This window comes from Flavobacterium agri (assembly GCF_013401995.1).
In the GTDB taxonomy this organism is placed as follows: domain Bacteria; phylum Bacteroidota; class Bacteroidia; order Flavobacteriales; family Flavobacteriaceae; genus Flavobacterium; species Flavobacterium agri.
Genome location: NZ_JACBJI010000001.1, coordinates 431,591 through 452,359, shown reverse-complemented (window position 1 = coordinate 452,359; position 20,769 = coordinate 431,591). Strand labels below are relative to the sequence as shown.

Sequence of the window (20,769 nt, the reverse complement as noted above, 5' to 3'; positions counted from 1 at the left end):
AAAAACGTGCGGCAAAAGTAGCAAATTAAATGCAGTTTGGCCTTGTCCCGGTGTGCTAAAAACGGAACGCCTACTTTTAACTATGCCTTAACAAAAATTTTAGTACCACAAACATATTTTTGTTTCCTATCCCTTGTCTTTATGTACGATTTGAAAGTGATACGATCACTGGTTGTGCCGTGTGCCGCAATGATGCTGATGATGTCGTGTGAAAAGAAGTTCGGCCGAAAGGACTACACCGCTTATTTTGGCGGAGAAGTCCTGAACCCGGTGAACCGTTACGTATTGTTCTGCAAAGACGGCGAGGTCATCGACACTATTCCGCTCAAGGAAAACAATACGTTCTTCAAGGAATTCGATTCGCTTACTCCGGGTTTGTATTCTTTCCGACATGATCCTGAATACCAATACGTTTATTTCGATAAGAACGACAGTCTGATGGTTCGCGTCAATGCGCGCGACTTCGACGAATCGGTGGTGTTTTGCGGACGAGGCGACCAGAAGAACAATTTCCTCATGGAAATGTACCTGCGCAACGAATCCGACAAAAACCAGTTCTACCCTATTTTCGATCTCGACGTGAAAGGCTTCGAAAAAGCGGCGGATTCATCGTATGAGGCTTCAAACAAATTCTACGAAAAGAAAAAAGCCGAAATCAAATGGAGCGACGATTTCGACAAGTTCGCCAAAGCCGCGCTCGATTTCCATTACTATTCCAAGAAGGAAATTTATCCGATCGTGCATCGTGTGCGCACCGGAAAAGACATGACGGACGAAATCCCTGCTTCGTATTACGCCTATCGCAAAAAACTGGATTTCAACGACGAGCAATTGTCGGGTTACGCACCTTACCTCAATTACCTGTCGCATATGCTCGGCAATATGGCCGCGATCAATTACCACAACCATTTCAGCGAAGTCGACCTGGCGCTCAAGACCAACGTCAACAAACTACAGATTGCGGATACGCTGATCAAGGACGAAAAAGTCAAGAATATCATCCTCAATAACATCGCCTTCACGTATCTTCTCGAAGACCAGAACATGGAGAACAACCACAAGTTCCTCGAGATGTTCCATAAATTTTCTACCGACAACAGCAAAAAGAACGAGATCAATAAAATTGGGCTTGCGATCCAGCAATTGAAATCGGGTAATCGCTTGCCATCGGTACAATTGGTAGGATTGGACGGCAAAACCGTTCCTTCCTCGTCTTTCAACGGCAAAAAGACCGTGTTTTTCTGTTGGACACAAAAACTCGAATCGCATTTTAGGGCTGCACACCGCAAAGTCATCGATTTCAAATTACGCCATCCCGATTACCAATTCGTGGCCGTAAACGTTGATGACGATGCTGAAAAATGGGCGCAAATCCTATCCGCGAACAGATTTCCTGGCGTTGTCGAAATGCGCTGCAAAGATTTTCAGGACACGAAAGACAAATGGGCGATCACTAAAATTCATCGTACGATCATTACCAATCAGGACGGCACAATCAAAAATGCATTCGCGAATCTTTTCGATGTGAACTTCGAGGCAGAACTCGACGCGCGTCCATTCAACCATGCGTTGACGACCAATTGATTTATTTTTTATTGTTTATGTAAAAATACAACGGGACATCCTTTTTAATCAGGACGTCCCGTTTTTTATTCCGAATAAATAATTAAAATAAAGAATAAAATTATTTATTCCCTTTCTGGTAATCAGCAATAAACTGAGCCAAACCGATATCGGTCAACGGGTGTTTCAACAAACCTAAAATCGCCGAAAGCGGCCCCGTCATCACGTCGGCTCCAATTTTCGCGCAGTTCACGATGTGCATCGTATGACGTACCGAAGCCGCAAGGATTTCCGTCTCATATCCGTAATTGTCATAAATCTCGCGGATTTCGGCAATCAGGTTCAAACCGTCCGTAGAAATATCGTCCAAACGCCCGATAAACGGAGAAACGTAAGTCGCACCGGCCTTCGCGGCCAAAAGCGCTTGACCTGGCGAAAACACCAAAGTCACGTTCACTTTCACGCCTTTCGAAGAGAAATATTTACAAGCGCGCACGCCGTCTTTCGTCATCGGCAATTTCACGACGATCCTTTCGTGCAATTCGGCAAGCTCCTCGCCTTCCTTGATCATGCCTTCGTAGTCGGTGGCGATGACTTCGGCACTCACGTCACCATCCGAAATATTGCAGATGTCGACATAGTGCTTCAGGATGTTGTTTGTACCCGTGATGCCTTCCTTTGCCATAAGCGAAGGGTTCGTGGTCACTCCGTCAAGAACCCCAAGTTCCTGAGCTGCTTTGATTTCGCTAAGGTTAGCCGTATCGATAAAAAATTTCATAGTATGGATATTGTGTGTTCAAATTCTTTTTTGGGCGTTCCGGCGGCAGGAAAATCCTGTTTGGAATCTCGTATGGTTAGCCACCGTCGGGCTACTTGCACTCGCTTTTACAAACCTCAAAGGTTTTGAAAACCTTTGAGGTTTAATAAAGAGCTCAAACAAATGCAAGTATCCCACTTGAGCGTAGCGAACAGGCCTTTTCAGGCAAACGCAAACTCAGCCCAAAATTACGACTTATTTCCCATCTGTCACAAATGAAATTAAAATAAGTGTACTTTAAACATTTATTTATTCGCAACCACTAGTTTCAAACAACCGTTTATAAAAGGCGTGTTGCGCAACTGCCCGTATTTCCTGTCCCACTCGCCCGATTCCAATTCTTCTCTTAGCCGCTCGATACACTTCAACTCAAGTTCCTTAGAAATCAATGCCCAAGCTGATTGCGCTTTTCTCACGTCGGGATTCAGGAACATTTCGGGCCGTCCGTAAAACGCTTCGCGGAAACCGTCGGTACAATCAAAAGGCACCGGAATGTCTATGACTTCGCAATTCTCTCCAAAATAGTCGATAATCGCATCTATTTTAGGAAAGCGCTTGATTTCGGCTTCGACCATTTCGGGGAAATAATCCGAATTCCAATAAACGGCAAACGCTCCCGGATCAAAACTCATGACAACGACTCTTTTACGGGCCACGCGCTTGAGTTCCCGCAAGCCTTTCGCAATATTCGGCCAATGATGGATCGTAACCATCGCCATGACCGCGTCGAACGCATTGTCGTCAAAAGGCAAATCTTCACCAAAAGCGTTTATTGCAGGCGACTTCCCTTTTTCGATACGTTGTGCACGCATCGTAGACGAAGGTTCCACCGCCATGACATATTTATCTTCGGGTTCATACGAACCCGCGCCCGCTCCCACGTTCAAGATTGTTTCGGCATCGCCCAAAGCTTCTAAAACATATTTCGCGATGCGTTCGTCCGTTTTGCGATGATTCGCATATCCGTCGGCTAAACCTTGATAATCGTAGGATGCGTCTTTCATGTTACAATTTGTAGTGTTTCATGAGTATTTTTTCGTACCGCTTGTCCGGAAGGATGCGTTTCAGTACGATCGAAAACTTCGATAAGAACGGCCCAACCTTATAATGCACGTTTGGGTTTGCGGTATTCATGATCTTTTCGATTTCGTGAGCGACGACGATCGGATCGTCTCCCGAATCTACGTGCTGGTTCACCAAATCGATCGTCCTTCCGTACACTTCTGCATAAGGCGAGGCCGGCGACAAAGGGGTGTAATATCGGCGCGAGGCGATATCGGTAGCGAATTCGCCGGGAGCGAGGTTGCAGACTTCTATGCCGAACGCCTTGACTTCCATTCGGATCGCTTCGGTGAGCAATTCCAATGCGCCTTTCGAAGCCGAGTACGCGCCGCGGAATGGCAATCCCATATAACCCGCGATCGACGTTATATTGATGATGTGTCCCGAACGTTGCCCACGCATGTGCGGAATCACGGCCTTCATGACTTCGATCGGACCGAAAAGATTCGTTTCGAAATGGTTGCGCAATTCGTCCGTAGGAATTTCTTCAAGTGGTCCGAGAATTCCGACTCCGGCGTTGTTCACTAGAACATCGATACGACCCGAAATCGACATCACTTTCTCCACGCAATGCGCAATGGTTTCGGGTTTGTTGAGATCGAGAGCAAGCAACGGAAAAAGCGAATTCGTCACTTTTTCAGGATTGCGGCTCGTGCCGAAAACGTTGTGTCCTTTGTGGAAAAGATATTCGCCTATGGCTTTGCCTAAGCCGGATGAAGCACCCGTAATCAGAATGGTTTTCATGGATCAGCAATTTTGTCCGGTAACAAAATTCCGAATTATTTTTAGAATAACAGGCTCTATCGAATGCCAAAGATTTCGCAAAACGTTTAACATTTGATACAGAAAAACTGTAATCACACCACGATGAAAGTCGATAGCTTTGAGAAGAACCGAATAAAGGAAGCCACAACCGCTATGAAAGAAATTTCCTCCCTCAAAATGACGAGAGGCCATCGCACCTTTTTTTTCGACATCAACAAAAGCAAAAACGGCAATCTCTACCTGAAGATTTCCGAAAGCAAGAAAACGGCTTCCGGTTTCGAACACCACAGGCTCATAATTTTTGAAGAAGACATGGAAGGCTTTTTCAAAACGTTTCAAAAAACGCTTGAGGATTTCAACATGCTCAAATCGAAAAATCAGGCTGACCGCAAAAAACCATCGACAACAAATACTTCTCAAAAAGCTTATGGACGCTGGTCGCAGCAAGAAGATGACAAACTCGAAATATTGTTCTGCGAAGGAAAAAAGACGAAAGAACTTTCCGAAATATTCGCGAGGAACACAGGCGCGATCAACTCACGCATCAAAAAACTAGAGCTTCGCGAAAAGTACGGAAGACGAGCCTGACTCCTAAACCTGCTGTCCGAACTGGATCACATATCCGTTATTGTCGTAAACGGCAAATTCGCGCATTCCCCAATCGAATGTCTCAAGCCCGTAACAGATGTTGACTTTATCCTTGAATCGCTCCCAAAGCACTTCTACAGAATCGGTCTTGATGTAAAAACTTCCTGTAAAAGTCGGTTTGTGGAAAGAGGTGTGCTCGTTCGGTTTGGCAAGCATGATCTCGCAATCACCCAAATGCAACGCGGCCCAACCCCAGTCTTCGTTGTACTCGCCGCAAGTAAAGCCCAGGCCGTTCACATAAAAATCTATGGTCGCTTCGAGCTCGTTGGTGTAAAGCATCGGAATTATCGGAGAGAATTTCATGGTTTGAAGTTTACGGTTTAAAGGTACAAGTTAGCACCGGCTCCAAATAAAAAATCTCCCGAAAAGGAGACTTCAAAAGAAAGAAAAAATGGCAAGCGACCTGCGTCGCACCGCTACAACCATATACCTTTGCTATGTTCCCATCCTGGAGGATTCTACAGGAGCTGGTCGCGCAGGACTTGCCGTTGCAAATATACAATCTTTTCGTATTTTCGCAAGGCCGCAATACCAATAAATACAGGATTTGGGCGAATAATCAGAAATGATCCTCACTATGAAATATAACGTTTTGGCAGCCATGTTTTTAGCACTTGCGATGAACGGCTGCAAAGAAGACGACAAAGGTCAAAAAAACTTTTCGTTCGATGATTCAAAATTCAAACCGACATACAAGATCGGTGAAACGGTAAGCCTTGAAATTGCGAATCCGGAAGGCAAAACCATCGACAGCATCGCTTATTTCGCCAACGACAAACGCATCGCTTCGGTAAAAGGCATCGGCAAGACCGATTTTTCGCTGGCCGACGCCAAACTCGGTTACCAACAACTCAAAGCCATCGTTTATTTTGACGGAGAAACGACAGGACAGGAAATCAAATCGCGCGTAGAAGTCGTGTCGAGCATCGAACCGAAATTGTTGGAATATACAGTTGTGAGAACCTATCCTCACGATACGGTTTCGTTTACGGAAGGCCTCGAATTCTATAAGGATACTTTATATGAGAGTACGGGACAGAACGGGAAATCGTTCATCCGCAAAGTCGATCTCAAAACCGGAAAAGCGTTCAGGCAAACCGATTTGGAGCGCCAGTATTTCGGCGAAGGCATCACGGTCATCAACGGACAATTGTTTCAACTCACCTGGCAATCGAATGTTGGATTCATTTACGATCCGGGCAATTTCAAACGCGTCAAGACGTTCAGCTACGACAAGAAGATCGAAGGTTGGGGCATGACGAACGACGGCCTGTACATCTACCAATCGGACGGAACCGAAAAAATCTGGCGCATGGATCCAAAAACCCAGAAAATGCTCGATTTCGTGAACGTTTATTCAACTTCGGGCAAGATCAAGAGCGTGAACGAATTGGAATACGTAGACGGAAAAATCTACGGTAACATCTGGCAAAAAGACGCGATCGCGGTTGTCGATCCTAAAACCGGAGCCGTAGAAGCCATCCTGAACCTCGTGAACCTTCGCAAGGAATTGAGAAATCCGGCATCGGAAGTACTCAACGGCATCGCGTACAATTCGAATACCAAGACGTTTTTCGTGACGGGTAAGAATTGGGATAAGATGTTTGAGATTAAGGTAAAGTAAGACTTCGGGCAGAAGCAGAAAATACAAAGCGGATTCGAAAGATTCCGCTTTTTTTATGCCGATTCCAACCTTTTTGTGCGCGGGTTCATCCCTATAATAAAAACCCAACCGTAAAATGCACATTTCCGTTCCGAAACCTTGCCACGAGAACTGGCACGAAATGACCCAAGTCGAGAAAGGCCGGTTTTGCTCTTCCTGCCAAAAAAAAGCTCACGACTTCACAATGGCGTCCGACCGCGAAATCATCGCGATACTCCGCAAGTCCGATGAGGCGTGCGGACGCTTTCTTCCTTCACAACTCGAACGCGAAATCGTCGAACAAAAAGAAAAATCGACGGCCTGGTCTATCGCCGCAACGGGCGTTTTGGGATTGCTCTCTATGGCTTCGGCACAAGCGCAGGAAAAAGAGAAACCCGATGCTGTACTGTTGGTAGGAGCCCCATTGCAGCAAGTCGAACGGGAACAACCCATCCTCGTAAAAGGCGAAGTGGCGATTGTCGGAAAACCGAATCCCCAAAACAAGAAAAGTATCATTTCGGGAACGGTTTCGGACGCCAACGGACCTTTGCCTGGCGCGATCGTAGCCAAAGACGACAAAATGAGCGTTCAAACCGATGCTGACGGGAAATACAGCATCGAGGCCAAAACCGGCGATACCTTGACGTTCTCGTTTGTGGGAATGAAGGAGAAATCGATACAAATCGGGACTTCACAAACCTGCGATGCGGTTCTCGAGGATGGTTATGTCACGATTGGCGTAATCGTGACCACTACGCGTCCAAACCTTATAAAAAGGACGTATTACCACGTCCGCAACTGGTTCCGATAAAAAAAGGCCTCCAAAAGGAAGCCTTCTTTTTTAATTGGGTATCGATTATTTCTTGGCGACGAATTTCTTGGTAGCCGCGTCGTAAACCAGTTTGGTTTGTGTCGATTTGTTCTTCAAAACGACAGTCCCGTCGGGTTGCAAGGCGCATTCGAAGCCTTCCCTCCTCACCTTTTCCTGTGTTTCCGAAACGTATTTGTCGGCAGAAAGGTAGACCTTTTCGGTAATGTGGTTCGCACTTTCGATATTGGCAAGCACTTTCGATTTCGAGGCTACGTCTACGATCATCGTATGTTTTTGAGTCACGTCTTCTTGCTTGGTCTTGATGTCGCCCGTCTTTTTGTTTTCGGTCCAGGTCACGCAATACAGCTTTTGGCCGCCGCACGAGATCGGGTTGATCGCGACTTGTGCCGGATCGCTGATGCCGTTCTTTCTAAGGCTTATGGTATCGCTCGCGACTCCGTTTACGGTAAGGAATAATTCGCTTTTTGCGTAGTTCGCGGTCAGGTTATCGGCTTTGGCAAGCGACTTTGGTCCGGCCGCCACCGAAGCTTTGGCCTTGCCTTTAGCTTTTTTTGACTTTTGGGCAACGCCGATAGAGGCAGTAAACAATAGTATCAGGGCAAACAAAATGGTTTTTTTCATAGTTAAGTTGGATTTTAGGGCAAAATACGAAAATAAGAAATGGGCGAATGTTAATTTGTATCTTCGATGCGAACCTATACCGCATATCACTCATGAAATTTTTCCTCAAACTCAAGCATTGGCAACTTTTCGTTTTGGCTGTAGTGATTCCTTTCGGGATCTACATCGGGACATTTGCGTATTCCATTGGAAGTGGTAATCCGTTCCTTATATTTAGATTTTTCCCTGCAATCATGCTGCTTTTCATGTTCGGACAATACGGCTGGATGTTTAGTACCGCAAGATTATTGAACCCAAAAGTGAGTGAAGTTCCTGCACTTAAACTCGGGCGTTTTTATTTCTTTTTCTTCTTTCCGATACTTTATATGTTGATGCTTATGGGCAGCATATCGTGGTTCTTCAGTCAGATTACGTTCGACCAGAACTTCAATCCCGATTTAGACGTGGATTCGTTTTTCGTGTTCGTCATGCTGTTCTTTCCCGTGCATCTTTTTGCGATGTTCTGCCTGTTCTACTGCCAGTATTTCGTGGCCAAGACGATAAAATCGGTCGAATTGAAACGCGAAGCCATACTCAACGATTACATCGGTGAATTCTTCCTGATTTGGTTTTTCGCCGTCGGGTTGTGGATCATGCAACCGAAACTCAACAAATTCGCAGACGAGGATTAATCATGCTTATTGCTTATTGCTTATTGCTTATTGAATAAAAAAACCGGACTGTTTCCAATCCGGTTTTCCTGCATTCGACTCAACGTCTAATGTTATAACGTCAAAATCTGAAATAGATTATTTAACTTCTTCGTAATCTACATCCTGCACGTTGTCGCCTTGGCTTTCACCTTGTGGCGCTTCTTGCTGCGGTTGGCCTTGTGCGGCTTCCCCTTGTTTGTACATTTCTTCGGATGCGGTTTTCCAAGCGGCGTTCACTTTGTCGAGAGCGACCTGGATCACGTCCAGATCTTTCGAATCGTAAGCCGTTTTCAATTCGCCCAAAGCAGCCTCGATGTTCGACTTGTTGCCTTCAGAAAGCTTATCGCCAAGTTCTTTCAACTGACTTTCGGTCTGGAAGATCATGCTGTCGGCCTCGTTCAGCTTTTCGGCTTTTTCCTTCAATTGCTTGTCGGCGTCGGCGTTCGCTTCGGCATCTTTACGCATTTTCTCGATTTCTTCCTGGGTCAAGCCCGATGAAGCCTCGATACGGATGTCGTGCGATTTGCCCGAACCTTTATCGGTAGCCGATACTTTGATGATACCGTTGGCGTCGATGTCGAACGTCACCTCGATCTGAGGAACGCCTCTTGGCGCTGGCGGAATACCGTCCAAGTGGAAACGGCCGATGGTTTTGTTGTCGGTCGCCATAGAACGCTCCCCTTGCAATACGTGGATTTCCACGCTTGGCTGGTTGTCTGCGGCTGTCGAGAACACTTGCGATTTTTTGGTTGGGATTGTGGTGTTCGATTCGATCAATTTGGTCATTACGCCACCCATCGTCTCGATTCCGAGAGAAAGCGGTGTCACGTCCAAAAGAAGTACGTCTTTTACGTCTCCGCTCAAAACACCACCTTGAATTGCGGCACCAATCGCTACAACTTCGTCAGGGTTAACGCCTTTCGACGGTTTCTTTCCGAAGAATTTCTCTACTTCTTCCTGGATTTTCGGGATGCGTGTAGAACCACCTACCAAAATCACTTCGTCTATATCCGATTTAGACAAACCGGCATCTTTCAAAGCTTTGGCAACCGGATCCATAGAACGCTTCACCAAATTGTCGGCCAATTGCTCGAATTTCGCGCGCGTCAAGGTTTTCACCAAGTGCTTCGGTCCTGAAGCCGTAGCCGTAACGTATGGCAAGTTGATCTCGGTCTGTGCCGATGAAGACAACTCGATTTTCGCTTTTTCGGCCGCTTCTTTCAAACGTTGCAACGACATCGGATCCTGGCGCAGATCGACACCTTCTTCCGACTTGAACTCGTCTGCGAGCCAATCGATGATCACCTGGTCGAAATCGTCACCGCCAAGGTGTGTGTCACCATTCGTAGACAATACTTCGAAAACACCGTCACCCAATTCGAGGATCGAGATATCGAACGTACCGCCACCAAGGTCGTATACGGCAATTTTCTGGTCGATCGCTTTTTTGTCAAGACCGTATGCCAAAGCCGCCGCGGTCGGCTCGTTGATGATACGCATCACTTTCAAGCCCGCGATCTCGCCCGCTTCTTTCGTCGCCTGACGCTGTGCATCGTTGAAGTAAGCCGGAACGGTAATGACCGCTTCGGTTACCGATTGCCCAAGATAGTCTTCGGCCGTTTTTTTCATTTTCTGAAGTGTCATCGCAGACAATTCCTGAGGCGTGTACAAACGTCCGTCGATGTCGACGCGGGCGGTGTCGTTGTCGCCTTTCACGACAGAGTAAGGAACGCGTCCGGCCTCATTTTGTGATTCAGAGTATTTGTTACCCATGAAACGCTTTACGGAAGCGACTGTCTTCTTAGGATTCGTCACCGCCTGGCGTTTTGCAGGGTCGCCCACTTTGATTTCGCCGCCTTCAACGAAAGCGATTACCGAAGGCGTGGTGCGTTTTCCTTCCGAGTTCGGGATTACCACCGGCTCGCTGCCTTCCATTACGGCTACGCAGGAGTTGGTCGTACCCAAGTCAATTCCGATTATTTTTCCCATAATACTGTGTTTTATTTTGCGTGTGTGTTTTAATTACTCGGACGCTTTTAGTCAATTGTTGTGCCAAGAGGGAAATTGTCAGTTAGATATGACAAGATGACATCCGATGGCTTAAGATTCGTCTGAATGCGCTTTCCAGGTCAGGAAAAACAAGACAAGTTGGATCGCGATGTATGCATAAAATCCCCATTTGATCTGATTCCAGGTTTCGAACCAAGGATCGGGAAAGATCGTAACGATTGCAATAGCCAGAAAGACCATATTCGAATACATAAGCCGCATGCCTAGTTTTTTTCTTCTGTCGACGAAAATAGCGACGAGCCACGTTTGGAACACGATAACAAAAAAACTCACGAACCGCAAAGTCTGGCAAATCGAAATCTGCTTCGACTTGGCCGATTCTTTACGGAAGTCGGCGTTTGATTTTTGGATGTCCGAAAGATAATTCCATATCTCCAATGCTCCGTAATAGGCCATCTCGTAAGCATTGTCACCATCATAAACACGAAACGGGTCCAACATGTAATGCTCTGCGAACTCGAGCACGATCTCGGTTTGCGTTTTCTCGTTTTCTTCTTGATAAGGCGGACATTCAACAAGTTGGGATTCGACTGTCTGCTTAAGTTTCTCCAAAGAATCAATCTCGCTTGCAGAAAGCGAATCTTCGTTTATTGCCTCTACCTGTTCTACGGGATAAGCTTCTTCCGCCGGTTTTTCTGGGTTGGATCTCCCGCCGTTGCATTGACGGTACATAGGCGCGAACAAAAGCAGGACCGCGGCCCAACTTAAAATTCTGATCTGGTTTTGTCTGTTCATCTCGTAAGGTTTTGCCATCGCCGACCAACAATCACGCCATCACGATCTTGCGTTTGATTTTTACGCAATCGTTAAATCGTTATTGCGAATTCCTAACATTCCTCAAAAACGAAATCGATTTAGCAACTTCCGTTATTATATTTGCACCAAAGCCCCATCGGTTTTATCAACTACAGTTATGGAAGAATGCATTTCCGTCTTTGACATGCTCAAGATCGGCGTCGGACCGTCGAGTTCACACACTTTAGGCCCGTGGCGCGCGGCCGAACGTTTCCTTTCCGAAATACGCGAAATGGGAATTTTTGACACGGTCGAACGCGTAAAAGTAGACTTATACGGTTCGCTTTCCCTTACCGGAAAAGGCCACGCAACCGATTTGGCCGTCATGTTGGGCTTGAGCGGGCAAGATCCCGAATACATTCCGGTAGAGAACATTTCGGGTATCATCAAAAACATAGAAAACAACAACGAGATCGTACTCGGCAACGAGAAAACCATCGCGTTTTCTTTCCTTATGGACATCGTTTTCCACAAGGATTTCCTGCCTTTCCACGCCAACGGGCTCAAGTTTACGGCTTATTATGGCGATGCCGGATACGAGTCTACGTTCTATTCGATAGGCGGCGGTTTTGTGGTCAAGGAAGACCGACCGAACGCCAAGGCCAAGGAAGCGATCAAATGCTCGTTCCCGTACCCGATCCAAAAAGCCGACGAGCTTCTGGCCTATTGCAGTGATTTGGGCAAGTCGATTTCGGAAGTCGTGTACGAAAACGAGAAATCGATGCGCTCCGAAAGCGATATCGACCACGAGTTGATGCGTATTTGGAACACCATGCTCGAATGCATGTACATCGGTTGCCATTCCGAAGGGATTTTGCCCGGCGGGCTCAACGTGAGGCGTCGCGCTTTCGACATGCACCAGAATCTGATCGGGCTTTCGAATTACGAGACGCCCCAACAATGGCTTGAAACCATCCGTAAAACCGAAGTAAAATTCCGCTCGATCCTCAAATGGGTAAGCTGTTTCGCGCTTGCGGTCAATGAAGTCAACGCTTCTTTGGGACGTGTCGTGACCGCACCTACAAACGGAAGCGCGGGCGTGATTCCGGCGGTCCTGATGTATTACATGGTCATCGAAAACCACACGGCCAATGAGGAACACATCAAGAAATTCCTCATGGTCGCCGGCGAAATCGGCAGTATTTTCAAGAAAGGTTCGACCATTTCAGCGGCTATGGGCGGATGTCAGGCAGAAATCGGCGTTTCCTCGGCAATGGCGGCAGGCGCGCTTACCGAATTGCTCGGCGGAACTCCCGAGCAAGTATTGATGGCGGCCGAAATCGCGATGGAACACCATTTGGGGCTTACCTGTGACCCGATTGGCGGACTTGTACAGATCCCGTGCATCGAACGCAACACCATGGGTGCGATCAAAGCCATCAATGCGGCCGAACTCGCGCTTGAGACCGATGCCAAAAACGCTAAAGTCCCGCTCGACAAAGTCGTCGATACGATGTGGCAGACCGCAAAAGACATGAACGCCAAATACAAGGAAACTTCAGAAGGCGGTCTTGCGATCGCCGTGAACATGGCCGATTGCTGATCGTTCAAAATTATTGCTGCGAAACGAAATAATTCGTAATTTAAACGTGGGATATTCCGATATCCATATTGCGGAAACCGTTTTCTGAAATCCACTTCAAATCGCAGCATCATGTTCCATGTAGTCGTCATCATCCTCGTATTGCCGATCGTAAGCCAACTTATCTTGGGAAGCTTCAGTATTGCCGGCCTGTTGAAAGTTCCGTATTCCCTAATTACACGTATCAACAGCGTGTGTCAGATCGCATTGCTTTTCGCCGGCCCCAAACTGGTCGACATCGAAGCCAAGATCGAACACGTGAGCCACATCATGCCGCATTCGACATTTTTCATGTTGAGTATTTTCCTGTTCGTATTGTTCCTGTCGGTCATCGCCTGCCAATTGATTTGGAAAAAGGCGCACAAAAAAGGCTTGAAAGGGAAACCTTTCGCCAACAGAAGCTAACCTTTTTATAATCTTCGCTTTACGTCTGCAAAACGTCTTCGGTAGTAACTTGCCATAAAAAATCGCATGTCACTGCTGTTTAAGATATTACCCGCCTTTTTAAGGAATTGGCTTTTCAAAAGGGCTTTGCAATCTTCTTTTTTGCACTGACTCCTGAATGGACCTGAACCGCTCCGATTTCGGACAGGATTTCGTATGGGGTGTTTCCACGGCCGCATTCCAAACCGAAGGCGCACACGACCTTGATGGTAAAGGACTTTCCATTTGGGATGTGTTTACCGATGCCAAAGGGCGCGTCAAAAACGGCCATCACGCCAAAACCGCGTGTGATTTTTACCAAAATCCGGAGCGCGACCTCAATCTGCTGCAACAACTCAATATTCCTAATTTCAGGTTTTCGTTAAGCTGGCCGCGCATTTTCGCGAACGGCACGCGTCCGGTGAACCTTAAAGGCATCGCTTTCTATGACCGTCTAATCGACTCACTGCTTGAAAAAGGCATTTCGCCCTGGGTCACGCTTTACCATTGGGATTTGCCGCACGCACTCGAACTCAAAGGCGGCTGGACGAATCGCGATATCGTAGATTGGTTTTCGGAATACGCGGCATTTTGTGCGCGGCATTTCGGGGATCGCGTACACGATTGGATGGTGATGAACGAACCGTCGGTGTTTACGGGCGCTGGTTACTTCTTGGGTGTACACGCGCCTGGAAGACGTGGATTGCCCAATTTCCTCAAAGCCATGCATCATGCGGTTCTGGCGACTGCTTCGGGCGGAAAAATCTTGAAATCGGAACTTCCACATGCACATATCGGCACTACTTTCTCATGTACTCACATCACCCCGAATTCGAATAAAAAAAGCGATATTTCGGCTGCGAAACGTGTCGATACGTTGCTCAACCGCAGTTTTATCGAACCGTTGCTGGGTTTGGGTTATCCGACGGACGATTTGCCCGTACTTCGAAAAATCAGGCAATATAGGAAGCCCGGCGACGAGGAAGCGATGGCATTCGATTTTGATTTCATCGGATTGCAGTGTTATACGCGTGAAATGGTGAAATCGTCCGTGTTCACGCCATATGTGAGAGCCAAAATCATCGGTGCGGCCAAGCGCGGTGTACCTTTTACCGAAATGGGTTGGGAAATTTATCCGGAATCGATGTACGAACTCCTGAAGCGGTTTTCGTCTTATGCCAACATGCCAAAAATATTGGTTACCGAAAACGGCGCGGCTTTTCGCGATACGGTTTCACATGAAAAAGTACATGATGAAAGACGAACCGATTACATCAAACGCCACCTCGGTGAATTGCTGCGTGCCAAATCTGAAGGCGTTAATGTAGACGGTTATTTCGTGTGGACGCTCACCGACAATTTCGAATGGGCCGAAGGCTACGACGCGCGTTTCGGCTTGGTGCACGTCGACTTCGAAAACCAACAGCGAACGATCAAAGATTCGGGAAAATGGTATTCCGATTTCCTTTCGGCCAAAGATTCACTTTAGTTTGAGGATTTTGCGTGCGATGTAACGGCCGCTGCCAAACGCGGCTTCTACCGTTCCGACATCGCCCGTGCGTTCGAAGGCTTCACCCGCGAACCATACCGTATCGGCAATGCCTTTGTTGATTTGGCTGACCGCTTTTTTGCTTTCGGGCATCGTCCACGAATAAGCGCCGTTCGTGGGTTCGCTTTTCGTGTATCGGAACACGGCTTTGGCTCTCACTATTTTGCGGACATCGGCTTTGGGAAAGGCTTCATCGAGTTTCGACAATAACAATTCGACTATAGTTTCATCGTCCTTTTTTGCAATTTCGGATGCCCTGTCATTGCCGATCCAACCTGTGAGCAACGGACGTTTGAGCGACAGTTGCGTCCAGAACGTGAACTCGTCTTCGGTGAACAGGAAACCGAGTTCGGGATGGGTTTTTTCCCAAAACGGGAACTCGAATTCCATAAGGATCTTGATGACCTCTCCGAATCCGACGGCGTCGAAAAAACGATCGTCGAAAGCAGGTTCGAATGAAATGGTGCGTTTTTGAAGATTGCCCAGCGTCGTGGTGACGATTACCGCATCGGCCGAAAAGCTGCCGTTATTCGTCTGTACTTCCACATTGCCTTTTTCCCATCGGATGTGTCGTACTTTATGATCGAGCAGGATTTTGCCGTGATTCCGTGAGACCTCATCGGCCAAAAATCCGAACAACGGCGCATATCCCGAGACGGGTCTGTATTGGGTTTCGGTACTCGTCCATTCGTCGCGGATGCAGAATACGCTGAGTCTTTGAGGATCGGCCAGATCGAGTCCTTGCCCCATTTCGAACGCTTCTTTGCGCAATTGATCGTATTTGGCATCCGAAAAATGACGGTCGAAGAATTCCGACAATGTACAATCGCGCTTCAGCTCAAACGCTTTGGTCTCGAACGCTTCCCAATACGGCGAATGGAACGCCGTAACGAACTTGCCGTTGCGAAATGCGTCCATGTTCATCGAAGCTTCTGCATATTCGAGCTTTGCCTTTTTCATCAGACGCAACGTGAGCGGCAAACTACCGTGGATGAATTCGGCACCGGCCTCGATAAAATTCGCAAATCCGCTTGGAGTAAAAGTATGCGCGCGGCCTCCGATGCGGTTTTCGGCTTCTAACACGATAACGTCGACTCCTTTTCGGGAAAGTTCATAGGCGGCCATAAGACCTGCCGCCCCGGCTCCGATAACTATTGTTTTCATACTGGTTTCGCTCGCCCAAAGTTCAACAAAAAACCGGACTTTTCGGGTCCGGTCTTCGTTTTGACGAGGTCAAATATATATAGAGAGTTATTGCGGTTATTTTTTCTTCTTGCTCTTGTCTTCGATGACGGCTCCCGCACCCGCACCTACCGCGGCACCGCCGAGCGTACCTACGATCACGCCTTCGGGTCCTTTCTTATCGACCAAAGCACCCGTGATCGCACCCGCACCCGCACCGATCAACGCTCCTTTCGCGGCTCCGCTAAGCCCTTTTTTCTTTTGGGCGGCCGGAGCGGCTGCGGTTGCGTTGTTGTTCGCGGCTACACGTCGGGCTTCGGCCTCACGTGCGGCGGCTACGGCATCCATCGAATCGATGACGCGCTGGCGTTCCTGCTCTGCTCTTTGCTGCTCCATGACGAGTTTAATCGAATCGAGCTCGCGTTGTTGATCCTGTTGGGCTTTTTCGGCGGCCATGTCCTTACATCCCGTAAAGGCCAGCGCCGTGATCAATAGTATGGCTAACTTTTTCATGATACTTTCGTTTTGTCAGGTTATCAAGCCAAAAGTAGTGCCGCGGTTTTAGGATCATGTTATACGATTTTCGGAAAGTTTTACATCGGGCTTTCGATTGGTTATATTTGGATATGAAACAATCGGCCGGCATATTGCTTTATCAAACCGATCCGCTGCGCTTCTTTTTGGTGCATCCGGGCGGGCCTTTCTGGAAGAACAAGGATTTGGGCGCCTGGTCGATCCCGAAAGGGGAATTTTCATCGGACGAAGAACCGCTTTCGGCCGCGATACGCGAATTACGTGAGGAAACGGGACATGTTCTGAAACCCGATTCGGACTTCAGGAAACTGGAATCCGTAAAGCTCAGATCGGGGAAAACCGTACACGCCTGGGCTTTGGAGAAATACGTCGACGCCGAAAATACTGTGAGCAATACATTCGAGATCGAATCGCCGCCCAAAACGGGGCGTAAACTGGAAATACCCGAAGTGGACAAGGCGGGTTGGTTTACGTTGGAGGAAGGTTTGGAGAAGGTGAATGAGGCGCAGCGGGGTTTTCTTTTGGAGGTAAGGCGGTTGGTTGAAGATAGTTGACGCTTTGTTTGTTACGGGATGGATTTTTGCGGAATCTTCAACGGATGGGTTTTGGGGTGAAGTTGCACTTGAGTGCACTTTGACTACCCTTTGAGTACGCTTTGAGTAGGCTTTGAGTACGCTTTGAGTAGGCTTAGCCTCACGAAGAATAAGGTAAAAATCTTGAGGATTCTTCAAATAGTCTGTCAACAACTAATCATATGCTTTTAAGTATCTTGAATGACATCTTCTCCTTGTAACTTATATGTAAAGAACTCCCTTATAACGAAATTTATTCAATAGTCTATTTTGATTACTCTATCGTGCACATTTGTTGCAATTCTTTGCGATACAGGCTTGAGGTTTTCTCTGGAAACAGGATGATATCCGGGATGGTTAAAGAATTCGTACCCATTGTTTCTGGAATACCATATTATCGGCTTCCCTTTTTTGAAAAAGGTCGTGGTATCATAGACACGAATCCTTCGAACTTTGAATTGTGCCGTGTCCATCAGGCCGATTTGGTCCCATTGACTGGAAACTTTACCATCGCTGGCTATTTCATAATGATCTTTATTCCATCGTATGATTGCTTTTTGATGATATAGCTTTGTACCATAAAACCCGGTTCCCAAGATAAGAATTGTCCCCGCGACGGCGGCAATTCTTTTTTTATGTGCTTTCCCCCACTCACGTATTTGAGCTCTCCCTTCATTACTGAAAATAAATATTATGGGGTATTTTTTTTTCTTTTTCTTTTTTTCGGTTTTATCAATACCGCCTTCTTCTTTCGATTCAGTATCAATTTTTACCTCTGGAAAGGGAACATCTACTTCGGGTGGCCCTGATGTATACAAATCTTCCAACCTATCCTTGTTTTCTAAAAATTTCTGATAAGGCCGATATGGAAAATCAATCAAGACAGCCAGCATTTCTACCGGTTCAGGATCAGCGAGCACGCTTTTGTCTTTTAAGAAGCGGGCTATCTTTTTAAAATCTTCGGTTCTCTCTTTGATTTTATTTATTGCATTAGGATCAAAATCGAATCCCAAAAAATTTCGGAACCCAATCAAATCTTGAGTTTTGCCGTTACGGCAAATTTGAATGCAGAGATTTCGAAGTTTTGCTTGTGCAGGCATCAAAAGAAAACGTGAATCAACTCCATTCTTCACGTGATGATACCATTTTTTAAGCTCAGTCTTATAGAGAATAAAATCATCCATACACTACATCTTTAGGACTTTCCAGGATTTTTCAGGACAACTTCAGGACGTTCAGGATTTTCAGGATTTCCACATCAATCTCCACTCTTCCAGCACATTACTTTGCCTTCAGGATTCGAAACCGCCCTATATGCATCATGGGCAAATGTACAAAACGAATCCGCAAAACAGTGACGCCTTACGGACCGCGAGGATTATTCCGGGAAGTATAAACCGAACGATCCGTACAGGCGCACTGCACTTCCCGAAAAATCGGCCCGGCCACTTTTAGGAGCATACACCATCCCGCTCCCCGGCCGGCCTATGTCAAACTTTTTAAGAAACTAATCATGAAAAAAGTGATTTTTGGCATGCTGGCAATCGCCGGTTTGCTATTCGGAGCGTGCAGTGCTGATGACGAGGCTGCACCAAAAGGAGGTAATGTGCAACTTGAGGGCAATCCGGGAGGATCCGGAGGCACCAGCGGAGGCGGCGGAACAATCCCTCCACCACCACCGCCCTATCCGTGATAATTGATTTTTAGTATTTTCGGGGAATGAAACGATTTTTTCATTCCCCGTTTTTTTTGTTGGTGATATTGGTTTTCTGCCGATGCACGAAATCGGAAACCACTGAAGCCGAAAATCCGAAGGAACTCCAAAGACTTGGCTACGAGGCCAGGACGAAAGCCGTGGCTTTTCATGATATCCATCAACTGGACAGCGCGTTCACTTATTATAACAAAGCAAAGGAACTTTACATCAGGGCGAAAGACAGTGCTAATACGGCCTATGTCTTACTCAAAACGTGTGAAATTCTCTATGAATACAACGATTATGACGAATTGCAAACTACGGCAGTAGAGGCATTACATTATCTGAATACTAAGCGGGATACCGCCTATCTTCCTAGCGTATATACTCATTTGGAGCGCAGTTTCGCCATGTCGGAAGATCTTAAAAACGCCGAAATATACTATCGCCTGGGAAAACGATACGCTTCCACCGATTTTGAAAAAGCCACTTTCGATAACAACTTTGCCCATGCGAATATCTTGCAAGGAAACTTCGATAAGGCGTTCGAAATCCTGTCGGCAGCCAAAACGAAATACAACCTTTCAGATACGCTTCCGATCAAAGCCAAGATTCTCGACAACTACGGGTTTTCGGCATTCAAGGCCCATCGCAAAGTCGACGGAGATCCTATGGCTTTGGCGTTGGAACTCAGGAAACGAAACAACGATACGAACGGGCTTATTACGAGCTATCTGAATTTGGCCGAAGTCGAATTGAGCTCAAACCGGGATTCAAGTCTCGCAAAAGCGATGTTGGCCGAAAAAATCGCGAAGGAAAACAAATCTGCTTACGACAGGCTCGAAGTGCTGCGATTCCTTGTAAAAAATGCCGATGCTCCGGCTTCAAAAAAATATGCGATCGATTTCGTCAGGTTAGACGACAGTCTGAAATCGGCCAGCGGTAAAGCCAAGAACTCGTTTGCGCTGATCAAATATAATTTTTGGAAAGAGCGCGAGAAACGCATACAGGATGAAGCCCGGCATCAACTCGAAAAACAAGACGAGCGATTCGTATGGACGTTGCTTTTGCTTGTTTTGACCATTGCGATTTTATGGCTTGTCGCTTATTTCGTGCGCCGCTCGAAACGGATTAAGCGCAAAGCCTCGTACGACACCGAAGTCCGCATTTCCGGCCGCCTGCACGACGACCTGGCCAACGACGTGCATCGGACCATCGTATTTGCCGAAACCAATGATTTATCCGATAAGGAAAACAAAGAAACGCTGCTCAATCGGCTTGACACCATTTATTCGGGCACGCGCAGCATCTCGCATGACCATGGTGAAATACCGCATCAGGAAGATTTCGGGAATTATCTGCGCGCCTTGCTCCAGGAATACAATTCTGACGAACGTGCGGTTCTCGCGCAAGGCATACAATCTGTCAATTGGCAGAAAATCGAACGGTTCAAGCGTATAGAGCTTTCGCGTGTCATACAGGAATTGCTTACCAATATGCGCAAACACAGCGATTGTTCGCACTCCTTTTTCGCTTTCGGGCAATCGGGAAAAAAGGTACGCATCACGTATTCGGATAACGGCAAGGGCACGACCGACGACACACAAAAAAGGAAAAACGGCCTGCGCATTATGGAAAACCGTATTTCCGGCTTGGGCGGAACGGCTACTTTTGATTCCGAACCCGGAAAAGGCTTCCGGGCAGAAATCGAAATCAGCATTTGA

Annotated in this window: 19 protein-coding genes, 1 other RNA gene and 1 pseudogene; 10 read left to right on the top strand and 11 right to left on the bottom strand. The window is 47.0% G+C overall.

What is annotated here, in order from left to right; genetic code table 11:
- The first annotated feature begins 141 nt into the window (after nucleotides 1–141).
- Complete coding sequence (locus HZF10_RS02210; protein WP_217703330.1) at nucleotides 142–1,584, top strand: TlpA family protein disulfide reductase; 1,443 nt, start codon at nucleotides 142–144, stop codon at nucleotides 1,582–1,584.
- A 100-nt stretch (nucleotides 1,585–1,684) separates the two neighbouring features.
- Here HZF10_RS02210 and fsa read toward each other — a convergent pair whose 3' ends face one another.
- The 3 genes from fsa to HZF10_RS02195 form a co-directional block, all read right to left on the bottom strand.
- Complete coding sequence (fsa, locus tag HZF10_RS02205; RefSeq protein WP_176004535.1) at nucleotides 1,685–2,341, bottom strand: fructose-6-phosphate aldolase; 657 nt, start codon at nucleotides 2,339–2,341, stop codon at nucleotides 1,685–1,687.
- Between the two features lie 284 nt (nucleotides 2,342–2,625).
- Nucleotides 2,626–3,384, bottom strand: coding sequence for a class I SAM-dependent methyltransferase (locus tag HZF10_RS02200; protein WP_176004534.1), 759 nt, complete (start codon nucleotides 3,382–3,384; stop codon nucleotides 2,626–2,628).
- 1 nt (nucleotide 3,385) lies between these two features.
- Nucleotides 3,386–4,186 carry an SDR family oxidoreductase gene (locus HZF10_RS02195; RefSeq protein ID WP_176004533.1) on the bottom strand — a complete coding sequence of 267 codons (801 nt, stop codon included), beginning with the start codon at nucleotides 4,184–4,186 and terminating at the stop codon, nucleotides 3,386–3,388.
- Nucleotides 4,187–4,360: 174 nt separating this feature from the next.
- Here HZF10_RS02195 and HZF10_RS02190 point away from each other — a divergent pair, with 174 nt between their 5' ends.
- A complete protein-coding gene (locus HZF10_RS02190) occupies nucleotides 4,361–4,795 on the top strand; it encodes a DUF3276 family protein (protein ID WP_176004532.1) in 435 nt (144 codons plus the stop codon).
- Nucleotides 4,796–4,798: 3 nt separating this feature from the next.
- Here HZF10_RS02190 and HZF10_RS02185 read toward each other — a convergent pair whose 3' ends face one another.
- Both HZF10_RS02185 and ffs read right to left on the bottom strand, forming a co-directional pair.
- Complete coding sequence (locus tag HZF10_RS02185) at nucleotides 4,799–5,158, bottom strand: VOC family protein (RefSeq protein ID WP_246282441.1); 360 nt, start codon at nucleotides 5,156–5,158, stop codon at nucleotides 4,799–4,801.
- A gap of 86 nt (nucleotides 5,159–5,244) precedes the next feature.
- Nucleotides 5,245–5,343: signal recognition particle sRNA small type (gene ffs, locus HZF10_RS02180), an RNA gene on the bottom strand.
- An 89-nt stretch (nucleotides 5,344–5,432) separates the two neighbouring features.
- Between ffs and HZF10_RS02175 the strand changes: the two genes are divergently transcribed.
- Together HZF10_RS02175 and HZF10_RS02170 are read left to right on the top strand one after the other, a co-directional pair.
- Nucleotides 5,433–6,479 (top strand): glutaminyl-peptide cyclotransferase, encoded by a 1,047-nt coding sequence (locus HZF10_RS02175; RefSeq protein WP_176004531.1) that lies wholly within the window; start codon nucleotides 5,433–5,435, stop codon nucleotides 6,477–6,479.
- Between the two features lie 115 nt (nucleotides 6,480–6,594).
- Nucleotides 6,595–7,308: a carboxypeptidase-like regulatory domain-containing protein gene (locus tag HZF10_RS02170; RefSeq protein ID WP_176004530.1), complete on the top strand. Its 714-nt coding sequence runs from the start codon at nucleotides 6,595–6,597 to the stop codon at nucleotides 7,306–7,308.
- Nucleotides 7,309–7,353: 45 nt separating this feature from the next.
- Here the strand turns inward: HZF10_RS02170 and HZF10_RS02165 are convergent, their stop codons facing one another.
- Nucleotides 7,354–7,950 (bottom strand): hypothetical protein, encoded by a 597-nt coding sequence (locus HZF10_RS02165; RefSeq protein WP_176004529.1) that lies wholly within the window; start codon nucleotides 7,948–7,950, stop codon nucleotides 7,354–7,356.
- A gap of 47 nt (nucleotides 7,951–7,997) precedes the next feature.
- Here HZF10_RS02165 and HZF10_RS02160 point away from each other — a divergent pair, with 47 nt between their 5' ends.
- Entirely contained in the window at nucleotides 7,998–8,621 is a 624-nt protein-coding gene (locus HZF10_RS02160) for a hypothetical protein (RefSeq protein WP_176004528.1), read from the top strand.
- A gap of 117 nt (nucleotides 8,622–8,738) precedes the next feature.
- Here the strand turns inward: HZF10_RS02160 and dnaK are convergent, their stop codons facing one another.
- Together dnaK and HZF10_RS02150 are read right to left on the bottom strand one after the other, a co-directional pair.
- A complete protein-coding gene (gene dnaK / locus HZF10_RS02155; RefSeq protein WP_176004527.1) occupies nucleotides 8,739–10,631 on the bottom strand; it encodes a molecular chaperone DnaK in 1,893 nt (630 codons plus the stop codon).
- Between the two features lie 111 nt (nucleotides 10,632–10,742).
- The gene (locus HZF10_RS02150; RefSeq protein WP_176004526.1) at nucleotides 10,743–11,447 is read right to left on the bottom strand and encodes a hypothetical protein; all 705 of its coding nucleotides are present in this window, start codon (nucleotides 11,445–11,447) and stop codon (nucleotides 10,743–10,745) included.
- Nucleotides 11,448–11,625: 178 nt separating this feature from the next.
- On the opposite strand from HZF10_RS02150, the gene HZF10_RS02145 reads away from it, so the two are divergent.
- The 3 genes from HZF10_RS02145 to HZF10_RS02135 all read left to right on the top strand — a co-directional run bounded on the left by HZF10_RS02145 (nucleotide 11,626) and on the right by HZF10_RS02135 (nucleotide 15,001).
- The gene (locus HZF10_RS02145) at nucleotides 11,626–13,050 is read left to right on the top strand and encodes an L-serine ammonia-lyase (protein ID WP_176004525.1); all 1,425 of its coding nucleotides are present in this window, start codon (nucleotides 11,626–11,628) and stop codon (nucleotides 13,048–13,050) included.
- A 111-nt stretch (nucleotides 13,051–13,161) separates the two neighbouring features.
- Entirely contained in the window at nucleotides 13,162–13,494 is a 333-nt protein-coding gene (locus HZF10_RS02140) for a hypothetical protein (RefSeq protein WP_176004524.1), read from the top strand.
- A 157-nt stretch (nucleotides 13,495–13,651) separates the two neighbouring features.
- A complete protein-coding gene (locus tag HZF10_RS02135; protein WP_176004523.1) occupies nucleotides 13,652–15,001 on the top strand; it encodes a GH1 family beta-glucosidase in 1,350 nt (449 codons plus the stop codon).
- Here HZF10_RS02135 and HZF10_RS02130 read toward each other — a convergent pair.
- Nucleotides 14,993–16,237, bottom strand: a pseudogene (locus tag HZF10_RS02130) (flavin monoamine oxidase family protein); the annotation flags it as partial. The gene HZF10_RS02135 and the pseudogene HZF10_RS02130 sit on opposite strands and share 9 nt — an antisense overlap.
- Nucleotides 16,238–16,321: 84 nt before the next feature.
- Nucleotides 16,322–16,756, bottom strand: a complete 435-nt coding sequence (locus HZF10_RS02125) for a glycine zipper 2TM domain-containing protein (RefSeq protein ID WP_176004521.1) — start codon at nucleotides 16,754–16,756, stop codon at nucleotides 16,322–16,324.
- Nucleotides 16,757–16,869: 113 nt separating this feature from the next.
- Between HZF10_RS02125 and HZF10_RS02120 the strand changes: the two genes are divergently transcribed.
- On the top strand, nucleotides 16,870–17,331 hold the full coding sequence (locus HZF10_RS02120) for an NUDIX hydrolase (protein WP_176004520.1): 462 nt from the start codon (nucleotides 16,870–16,872) through the stop codon (nucleotides 17,329–17,331).
- A gap of 275 nt (nucleotides 17,332–17,606) precedes the next feature.
- Here the strand turns inward: HZF10_RS02120 and HZF10_RS02115 are convergent, their stop codons facing one another.
- Nucleotides 17,607–18,533, bottom strand: coding sequence for a hypothetical protein (locus HZF10_RS02115; protein ID WP_176004519.1), 927 nt, complete (start codon nucleotides 18,531–18,533; stop codon nucleotides 17,607–17,609).
- A gap of 535 nt (nucleotides 18,534–19,068) precedes the next feature.
- Between HZF10_RS02115 and HZF10_RS02110 the strand changes: the two genes are divergently transcribed.
- Nucleotides 19,069–20,769 carry a sensor histidine kinase gene (locus HZF10_RS02110; protein ID WP_176004518.1) on the top strand — a complete coding sequence of 567 codons (1,701 nt, stop codon included), beginning with the start codon at nucleotides 19,069–19,071 and terminating at the stop codon, nucleotides 20,767–20,769.

Bases quoted from the DNA above. Each gene is read 5' to 3' on its own strand.
- HZF10_RS02135 (WP_176004523.1), top strand. From the start codon at position 13,652: ATGGACCTGAACCGCTCCGATTTCGGACAGGATTTCGTATGGGGTGTT.
- HZF10_RS02145 (WP_176004525.1), top strand. From the start codon at position 11,626: ATGGAAGAATGCATTTCCGTCTTTGACATGCTCAAGATCGGCGTCGGA.
- HZF10_RS02185 (WP_246282441.1), bottom strand. From the start codon at position 5,158: ATGAAATTCTCTCCGATAATTCCGATGCTTTACACCAACGAGCTCGAA.
- HZF10_RS02150 (WP_176004526.1), bottom strand. From the start codon at position 11,447: ATGAACAGACAAAACCAGATCAGAATTTTAAGTTGGGCCGCGGTCCTG.
- HZF10_RS02120 (WP_176004520.1), top strand. From the start codon at position 16,870: ATGAAACAATCGGCCGGCATATTGCTTTATCAAACCGATCCGCTGCGC.
- HZF10_RS02210 (WP_217703330.1), top strand. From the start codon at position 142: ATGTACGATTTGAAAGTGATACGATCACTGGTTGTGCCGTGTGCCGCA.
- HZF10_RS02165 (WP_176004529.1), bottom strand. From the start codon at position 7,950: ATGAAAAAAACCATTTTGTTTGCCCTGATACTATTGTTTACTGCCTCT.
- HZF10_RS02170 (WP_176004530.1), top strand. From the start codon at position 6,595: ATGCACATTTCCGTTCCGAAACCTTGCCACGAGAACTGGCACGAAATG.
- HZF10_RS02190 (WP_176004532.1), top strand. From the start codon at position 4,361: ATGAAAGAAATTTCCTCCCTCAAAATGACGAGAGGCCATCGCACCTTT.
- HZF10_RS02125 (WP_176004521.1), bottom strand. From the start codon at position 16,756: ATGAAAAAGTTAGCCATACTATTGATCACGGCGCTGGCCTTTACGGGA.
- HZF10_RS02110 (WP_176004518.1), top strand. From the start codon at position 19,069: ATGAAACGATTTTTTCATTCCCCGTTTTTTTTGTTGGTGATATTGGTT.
- HZF10_RS02140 (WP_176004524.1), top strand. From the start codon at position 13,162: ATGTTCCATGTAGTCGTCATCATCCTCGTATTGCCGATCGTAAGCCAA.
- HZF10_RS02175 (WP_176004531.1), top strand. From the start codon at position 5,433: ATGAAATATAACGTTTTGGCAGCCATGTTTTTAGCACTTGCGATGAAC.
- HZF10_RS02200 (WP_176004534.1), bottom strand. From the start codon at position 3,384: ATGAAAGACGCATCCTACGATTATCAAGGTTTAGCCGACGGATATGCG.
- fsa (WP_176004535.1), bottom strand. From the start codon at position 2,341: ATGAAATTTTTTATCGATACGGCTAACCTTAGCGAAATCAAAGCAGCT.
- HZF10_RS02115 (WP_176004519.1), bottom strand. From the start codon at position 18,533: ATGGATGATTTTATTCTCTATAAGACTGAGCTTAAAAAATGGTATCAT.
- HZF10_RS02160 (WP_176004528.1), top strand. From the start codon at position 7,998: ATGTTAATTTGTATCTTCGATGCGAACCTATACCGCATATCACTCATG.
- dnaK (WP_176004527.1), bottom strand. From the start codon at position 10,631: ATGGGAAAAATAATCGGAATTGACTTGGGTACGACCAACTCCTGCGTA.
- HZF10_RS02195 (WP_176004533.1), bottom strand. From the start codon at position 4,186: ATGAAAACCATTCTGATTACGGGTGCTTCATCCGGCTTAGGCAAAGCC.